This is a genomic window from Neisseria sp. P0021.S006 (genome assembly GCF_051956895.1).
The window spans coordinates 1-1,916 of the sequence record NZ_JBQCWZ010000208.1; the positions used below are offsets into that span (position 1 = coordinate 1).

3 protein-coding genes and 1 pseudogene are annotated in these 1,916 nt (G+C 44.6%); 1 reads left to right on the forward strand and 3 read right to left on the reverse strand.

What is annotated here, in order from left to right:
* Positions 1 to 137 precede the first annotated feature (137 nt).
* Entirely contained in the window at positions 138 to 404 is a 267-nt protein-coding gene (locus ACTHUM_RS12575) for a DUF3079 domain-containing protein (RefSeq protein WP_003686685.1), read from the reverse strand.
* A gap of 167 nt (positions 405 to 571) precedes the next feature.
* On the opposite strand from ACTHUM_RS12575, the gene ACTHUM_RS12580 reads away from it, so the two are divergent.
* Positions 572 to 1,027 carry a GNAT family N-acetyltransferase gene (locus ACTHUM_RS12580; protein WP_234396013.1) on the forward strand — a complete coding sequence of 152 codons (456 nt, stop codon included), beginning with the start codon at positions 572 to 574 and terminating at the stop codon, positions 1,025 to 1,027.
* Here ACTHUM_RS12580 and ACTHUM_RS12585 read toward each other — a convergent pair.
* Positions 926 to 1,198: pseudogene (locus ACTHUM_RS12585) on the reverse strand (hemagglutinin repeat-containing protein); the annotation flags it as partial. The gene ACTHUM_RS12580 and the pseudogene ACTHUM_RS12585 overlap by 102 nt on opposite strands.
* A gap of 403 nt (positions 1,199 to 1,601) precedes the next feature.
* A partial coding sequence (locus ACTHUM_RS12590) for an SMI1/KNR4 family protein (protein WP_440403015.1) occupies positions 1,602 to 1,916 on the reverse strand: 315 nt, incomplete at its 5' end.

Sequence of the window (1,916 nt, forward strand, 5' to 3'; positions counted from 1 at the left end):
CCATGTTTCCGCCAAAGGCATCGAATACGCGTTTGTGCATTATGTGAAGGCATAATCCGACAACGCAAAGGCCGTCTGAAACCCTGTTTTTCAGGTTTCAGACGGCCTTTTTATTTCGTTTGTTTACGGCATACCGTTTAAGCCGTTTTGTTTTTTAAAGGCAGCTTGATATGCGGTTTGGCCGGCTTGGGTGCTTCTTTCAGTCCAAGTTCGATTTGCTGCTCTTCGCTCAACAAATTGCTCCAGTCGCCTTTTTTATACCAGTCGCGGCCGTCCAATTCGATGGGATGTTGGATGCGCTCGCAACCGTTGCCGCATTGCAGATCGTCTTCTTTGCAGTATTTGTCGCAACCCCAGCAGATACGCTCGGGATTTTTCGGGAAAATGGGAAATTTCTTGGCCATGGTGTTCTTCTTTTGTTTGTGTGCGGTATGGGCAGAATTATAAGTGATTTGAATGGGGCTGGCGGCGGGTTTATCGTGTTTTACGCTGATTTTTTAAGATGTGTTAACCTTTCAGACGGCCTATACTGTGAAAATAATCCCTACGCGGTACAACAAGAGGACCCGATATGAACATATGCCGTCTGAAGCCTGAATTTGTCGAGCCTTTATCACTCACGCTATTTGAGGAATGGCACGATTTTGCGCCGTGGTCGTCTCTGGACAAAATCCGTGTGTATTACGCACAGTGCCTTAATGGGGATGACTTGCCGCTGGCGTTTGCGGCTGTCGATAACGAAGGGCGGCTGATGGGTTCGGCGGCATTAAAGCGGTTTGATATGGCGTGTTTTCCCGAATACGAATATTGGCTGGGTGATGTGTTCGTTTTGCCGCAATTTCGCGGTTTGGGCGTAGGCAGGCAGCTGGTTTCGTTTTGTCTGGATAAAGCACGCGAACTGGGTTTGCCGCATCTGTATCTCTATCCAGCCGCTGCTTTTGTTGTTGCTGCGTTCGCTGCTGCTTTGTTCGGCGGATTGGAGTGTGATGTCGTTATCGGCAATCAGGCCGGTTCCTGCTTTACCTGAAACATCCGATCCTGTGATGTTGATATTGGATTGTTCGCCTGCACCTCCGGCAATAAGGGTAGTTTTACCGCCTGCTTGAATTTGGCTGGCTTGGGCTTGATTTACTTGAACTTGGGTGGTTTGTCGGTTTTGCTGTTCGCCGTAGGTTATGGAAATGCTGACTTCTGCTGCTGCAACCGCTGCTTCTAAATACCGCTTGGGCAAGGATATACACGGTTTTTTGTCATGTGCTTAATTCTTCTTGCTTGTTTTTTTCGGTGAGTTGATTTTCTTTTTTTACACAGGCAATAGGCACTTGGCGGTGCATGGGATTAATACCACAACCAAGTGATAGCACCGGGTGCTTCGCTTTCGTTATATGGCTCACTGGGATAGAGCTTGGGTGAGAGAATGTTTAGGGGGGAGTGGGCATAGTTTAGAGTTACGATTAGTTAAAGTAAAAAGGAAAGGTAAGTGGTTTTAAGGCAGCCTGAAACGGAGTTCAGCGAAACCAAAACCGCGTGTGCATGAATGCACATCCTACCATTTCACTTTTTTGGTTGGTTACACAGGCTATGCTGGTTAGTAGTGCCAGTTAATCTACATCTTGATAAAGTTTATCTATAAAACTATCAAAATCAGGTGTGATGGGAACTGTAATCATCTTGGTATTACCTAGTTCATCTTCGTAAAATTCATCATGATACATAAGTACGATGGATGGATTACTTGAATTCTTACGGTAATCAAAACAAATATAATCGCCATTTGCACTTATTCCAAATGCAACAACTTGGTTTCCATAGCCATATTCATTATCAATGCATGAATAGGTATAGATATTTTCATGACAGGAGGCATCTTTTTTATATCCTAAAAATAAAATATTTCTGTCATCTGTATTCTTATT

Excerpts from the sequence above, each read along its gene's own strand:
- ACTHUM_RS12580 (WP_234396013.1), top strand. The coding sequence starts at position 572 with ATGAACATATGCCGTCTGAAGCCTGAATTTGTCGAGCCTTTATCACTC.
- ACTHUM_RS12575 (WP_003686685.1), bottom strand. The coding sequence starts at position 404 with ATGGCCAAGAAATTTCCCATTTTCCCGAAAAATCCCGAGCGTATCTGC.